The 5,344-nt window shown below is 53.1% G+C and carries 2 tRNA genes and 3 rRNA genes; all 5 read right to left on the bottom strand.

Annotation, left to right across the window (positions count from 1 at the left end):
* Nucleotides 1-6: 6 nt before the first annotated feature.
* The 5 genes from rrf to CSE01S_RS21785 all read right to left on the bottom strand — a co-directional run bounded on the left by rrf (nucleotide 7) and on the right by CSE01S_RS21785 (nucleotide 5,274).
* Nucleotides 7-122: ribosomal RNA gene (gene rrf / locus CSE01S_RS21805) — 5S ribosomal RNA — on the bottom strand.
* A gap of 200 nt (nucleotides 123-322) precedes the next feature.
* A 23S ribosomal RNA gene (locus tag CSE01S_RS21800) occupies nucleotides 323-3,227 on the bottom strand.
* Nucleotides 3,228-3,400: 173 nt separating this feature from the next.
* A tRNA-Ala gene (locus CSE01S_RS21795) sits at nucleotides 3,401-3,476 on the bottom strand.
* A gap of 110 nt (nucleotides 3,477-3,586) precedes the next feature.
* Nucleotides 3,587-3,663 (bottom strand) — tRNA-Ile (locus tag CSE01S_RS21790).
* A gap of 69 nt (nucleotides 3,664-3,732) precedes the next feature.
* Nucleotides 3,733-5,274, bottom strand: a 16S ribosomal RNA gene (locus tag CSE01S_RS21785).
* The 16S, 23S and 5S rRNA genes sit together here with 2 tRNA genes alongside, the layout of an rRNA operon.
* Between the last annotated feature and the right edge of the window lie 70 nt (nucleotides 5,275-5,344).

Genomic DNA, 5,344 nt, shown 5'->3' with positions numbered 1-5,344 from the left:
TTTGATGCCTGGCAGTTCCCTACTCTCGCATGGGGAGACCCCACACTACCATCGGCGCTACGGCGTTTCACTTCTGAGTTCGGCATGGGGTCAGGTGGGACCACCGCGCTAAGGCCGCCAGGCAAATTCTTTGTGCTCTTAAAACGAATCTTTTCCACTGATGCTGCGTTGGCCGCGCCTGCGAACCTCAGTCACATACTTAGGTATGCTCCTTCCGTCGCTTCACTTGCCGCCTTGCCTCAGCGTAAAATCTTTCGTTTTCGCAAAATCTGTAATCAATGCTGAAAATCTTCTCAATCCGCCAAAACATCTTCGGCGTTGTAAGGTTAAGCCTCACGGTTCATTAGTACCGGTTAGCTCAACGCATCGCTGCGCTTACACACCCGGCCTATCAACGTCGTCGTCTTCAACGTTCCTTCAGGAGACTTAAAGTCTCAGGGAGAACTCATCTCGGGGCAAGTTTCGTGCTTAGATGCTTTCAGCACTTATCTCTTCCGCATTTAGCTACCGGGCAGTGCCATTGGCATGACAACCCGAACACCAGTGATGCGTCCACTCCGGTCCTCTCGTACTAGGAGCAGCCCCCCTCAGTTCTCCAGCGCCCACGGCAGATAGGGACCGAACTGTCTCACGACGTTCTAAACCCAGCTCGCGTACCACTTTAAATGGCGAACAGCCATACCCTTGGGACCTACTTCAGCCCCAGGATGTGATGAGCCGACATCGAGGTGCCAAACACCGCCGTCGATATGAACTCTTGGGCGGTATCAGCCTGTTATCCCCGGAGTACCTTTTATCCGTTGAGCGATGGCCCTTCCATTCAGAACCACCGGATCACTATGACCTGCTTTCGCACCTGCTCGCGCCGTCACGCTCGCAGTCAAGCTGGCTTATGCCATTGCACTAACCTCCTGATGTCCGACCAGGATTAGCCAACCTTCGTGCTCCTCCGTTACTCTTTAGGAGGAGACCGCCCCAGTCAAACTACCCACCAGACACTGTCCGCAACCCGGATTACGGGCCTACGTTAGAACACCAGCCATTAAAGGGTGGTATTTCAAGGGCGGCTCCACGCAGACTGGCGTCCACGCTTCAAAGCCTCCCACCTATCCTACACATCAAGGACCAGTGTTCAGTGTCAAGCTATAGTAAAGGTTCACGGGGTCTTTCCGTCTTGCCGCGGGTACACTGCATCTTCACAGCGAGTTCAATTTCACTGAGTCTCGGGTGGAGACAGCCTGGCCATCATTACGCCATTCGTGCAGGTCGGAACTTACCCGACAAGGAATTTCGCTACCTTAGGACCGTTATAGTTACGGCCGCCGTTTACCGGGGCTTCGATCAAGAGCTTCTCCTTACGGATAACCCCATCAATTAACCTTCCGGCACCGGGCAGGCGTCACACCGTATACGTCCACTTTCGTGTTTGCACAGTGCTGTGTTTTTAATAAACAGTTGCAGCCAGCTGGTATCTTCGACTGATTTCAGCTCCATGAGTAAATCACTTCACCTACATATCAGCGTGCCTTCTCCCGAAGTTACGGCACCATTTTGCCTAGTTCCTTCACCCGAGTTCTCTCAAGCGCCTTGGTATTCTCTACCTGACCACCTGTGTCGGTTTGGGGTACGATTTGATGTTACCTGATGCTTAGAGGCTTTTCCTGGAAGCAGGGCATTTGTCACTTCAGCACCGTAGTGCCTCGTCATCACGCCTCAGTGTTAAAGTGAACCGGATTTACCTGGAACACACACCTACACGCTTAAACCGGGACAACCGTCGCCCGGCCGACATAGCCTTCTCCGTCCCCCCTTCGCAGTAACACCAAGTACAGGAATATTAACCTGTTTCCCATCGACTACGCCTTTCGGCCTCGCCTTAGGGGTCGACTCACCCTGCCCCGATTAACGTTGGACAGGAACCCTTGGTCTTCCGGCGAGCGGGCTTTTCACCCGCTTTATCGTTACTTATGTCAGCATTCGCACTTCTGATACCTCCAGCATGCCTCACGACACACCTTCAACGGCTTACAGAACGCTCCCCTACCCAACAACACATAGTGTCGCTGCCGCAGCTTCGGTGCATGGTTTAGCCCCGTTACATCTTCCGCGCAGGCCGACTCGACCAGTGAGCTATTACGCTTTCTTTAAATGATGGCTGCTTCTAAGCCAACATCCTGGCTGTCTGAGCCTTCCCACATCGTTTCCCACTTAACCATGACTTTGGGACCTTAGCTGGCGGTCTGGGTTGTTTCCCTCTTCACGACGGACGTTAGCACCCGCCGTGTGTCTCCCGTGATAACATTCTCCGGTATTCGCAGTTTGCATCGGGTTGGTAAGCCGGGATGGCCCCCTAGCCGAAACAGTGCTCTACCCCCGGAGATGAATTCACGAGGCGCTACCTAAATAGCTTTCGGGGAGAACCAGCTATCTCCCGGTTTGATTGGCCTTTCACCCCCAGCCACAGGTCATCCGCTAATTTTTCAACATTAGTCGGTTCGGTCCTCCAGTTAGTGTTACCCAACCTTCAACCTGCCCATGGCTAGATCACCGGGTTTCGGGTCTATACCCTGCAACTTAACGCCCAGTTAAGACTCGGTTTCCCTGCGGCTCCCCTATACGGTTAACCTTGCTACAGAATATAAGTCGCTGACCCATTATACAAAAGGTACGCAGTCACCCCATAAAGAGGCTCCCACTGCTTGTACGTACACGGTTTCAGGTTCTTTTTCACTCCCCTCGCCGGGGTTCTTTTCGCCTTTCCCTCACGGTACTGGTTCACTATCGGTCAGTCAGGAGTATTTAGCCTTGGAGGATGGTCCCCCCATATTCAGACAGGATACCACGTGTCCCGCCCTACTCATCGAGCTCACAACCGGTGTGGTTTTGTGTACGGGGCTGTCACCCTGTATCGCGTGCCTTTCCAGACACTTCCACTACCACACTGGCTGATTCAGGCTCTGGGCTGCTCCCCGTTCGCTCGCCGCTACTGGGGGAATCTCGGTTGATTTCTTTTCCTCGGGGTACTTAGATGTTTCAGTTCCCCCGGTTCGCCTCGTTAACCTATGTATTCAGTTAACGATAGTGTGACGAGTCACACTGGGTTTCCCCATTCGGACATCGCCGGGTCAAAGGTTCATATCACCTCGCCGACGCTTTTCGCAGATTAGCACGTCCTTCATCGCCTCTGACTGCCAGGGCATCCACCGTGTACGCTTGGTCGCTTAACCTCACAACCCGAAGATGTTTCACTTCATGATTGCGATAATTGAGAGACTCACGAACAACTTTCGTTGTTCTGTGTTTCAATTTTCAGCTTGATCCAGATTTTTAAAGAGCAAAACTTCGCAGTGAACCTTTTCAGGTACACTCTGAAGTTTTCTTACGTAAACGTTCTACAGAATGGTGGAGCTATGCGGGATCGAACCGCAGACCTCCTGCGTGCAAAGCAGGCGCTCTCCCAGCTGAGCTATAGCCCCATCGTGTAGTCAGAACCTCTTTACCGATAATTCGTTTCCGGGCGCGGCGTGGTGAAGCGAAGCATACATCAGTATGCGAGCTTTGCCACAACAAAGCACGGGAGCGAATTTGGTAGGCCTGAGTGGACTTGAACCACCGACCTCACCCTTATCAGGGGTGCGCTCTAACCACCTGAGCTACAAGCCTGTAGAGGTTTTACTGCTCGTTTTTCATCAGACAATCTGTGTGGACACTACAAAGGCAGGTTCTTTAAGGTAAGGAGGTGATCCAACCGCAGGTTCCCCTACGGTTACCTTGTTACGACTTCACCCCAGTCATGAATCACAAAGTGGTAAGCGCCCTCCCGAAGGTTAAGCTACCTACTTCTTTTGCAACCCACTCCCATGGTGTGACGGGCGGTGTGTACAAGGCCCGGGAACGTATTCACCGTGGCATTCTGATCCACGATTACTAGCGATTCCGACTTCATGGAGTCGAGTTGCAGACTCCAATCCGGACTACGACATACTTTATGAGGTCCGCTTGCTCTCGCGAGGTCGCTTCTCTTTGTATATGCCATTGTAGCACGTGTGTAGCCCTGGTCGTAAGGGCCATGATGACTTGACGTCATCCCCACCTTCCTCCAGTTTATCACTGGCAGTCTCCTTTGAGTTCCCGGCCGGACCGCTGGCAACAAAGGATAAGGGTTGCGCTCGTTGCGGGACTTAACCCAACATTTCACAACACGAGCTGACGACAGCCATGCAGCACCTGTCTCACGGTTCCCGAAGGCACAACCACATCTCTGCAGTCTTCCGTGGATGTCAAGACCAGGTAAGGTTCTTCGCGTTGCATCGAATTAAACCACATGCTCCACCGCTTGTGCGGGCCCCCGTCAATTCATTTGAGTTTTAACCTTGCGGCCGTACTCCCCAGGCGGTCTACTTAACGCGTTAGCTCCGGAAGCCACGCCTCAAGGGCACAGCCTCCAAGTAGACATCGTTTACGGCGTGGACTACCAGGGTATCTAATCCTGTTTGCTCCCCACGCTTTCGCACCTGAGCGTCAGTCTTCGTCCAGGGGGCCGCCTTCGCCACCGGTATTCCTCCAGATCTCTACGCATTTCACCGCTACACCTGGAATTCTACCCCCCTCTACGAGACTCAAGCCTGCCAGTTTCGAATGCAGTTCCCAGGTTGAGCCCGGGGATTTCACATCCGACTTGACAGACCGCCTGCGTGCGCTTTACGCCCAGTAATTCCGATTAACGCTTGCACCCTCCGTATTACCGCGGCTGCTGGCACGGAGTTAGCCGGTGCTTCTTCTGCGGGTAACGTCAATGACTGTGGTTATTAACCACAATCCCTTCCTCCCCGCTGAAAGTACTTTACAACCCGAAGGCCTTCTTCATACACGCGGCATGGCTGCATCAGGCTTGCGCCCATTGTGCAATATTCCCCACTGCTGCCTCCCGTAGGAGTCTGGACCGTGTCTCAGTTCCAGTGTGGCTGGTCATCCTCTCAGACCAGCTAGGGATCGTCGCCTTGGTGAGCCGTTACCTCACCAACAAGCTAATCCCATCTGGGCACATCCGGTGGCAAGAGGCCCGAAGGTCCCCCTCTTTGGTCTTGCGACGTTATGCGGTATTAGCTACCGTTTCCAGTAGTTATCCCCCTCCACCGGGCAGTTTCCCAGACATTACTCACCCGTCCGCCACTCGTCAGCGAAGCAGCAAGCTGCTTCCTGTTACCGTTCGACTTGCATGTGTTAGGCCTGCCGCCAGCGTTCAATCTGAGCCATGATCAAACTCTTCAATTTAAGTTTGATGCTCGTGAATTAAACTTCGTAATGAATTACGTGTTCACTCAGAGACTTGGTATTCATTTTT

This window comes from Citrobacter sedlakii NBRC 105722, from assembly GCF_000759835.1.
Lineage (GTDB): Bacteria > Pseudomonadota > Gammaproteobacteria > Enterobacterales > Enterobacteriaceae > Citrobacter_A > Citrobacter_A sedlakii.
The sequence above is the reverse complement of the archived record's forward strand: the minus strand, read 5'-3'. Positions and strand labels throughout refer to the sequence as shown.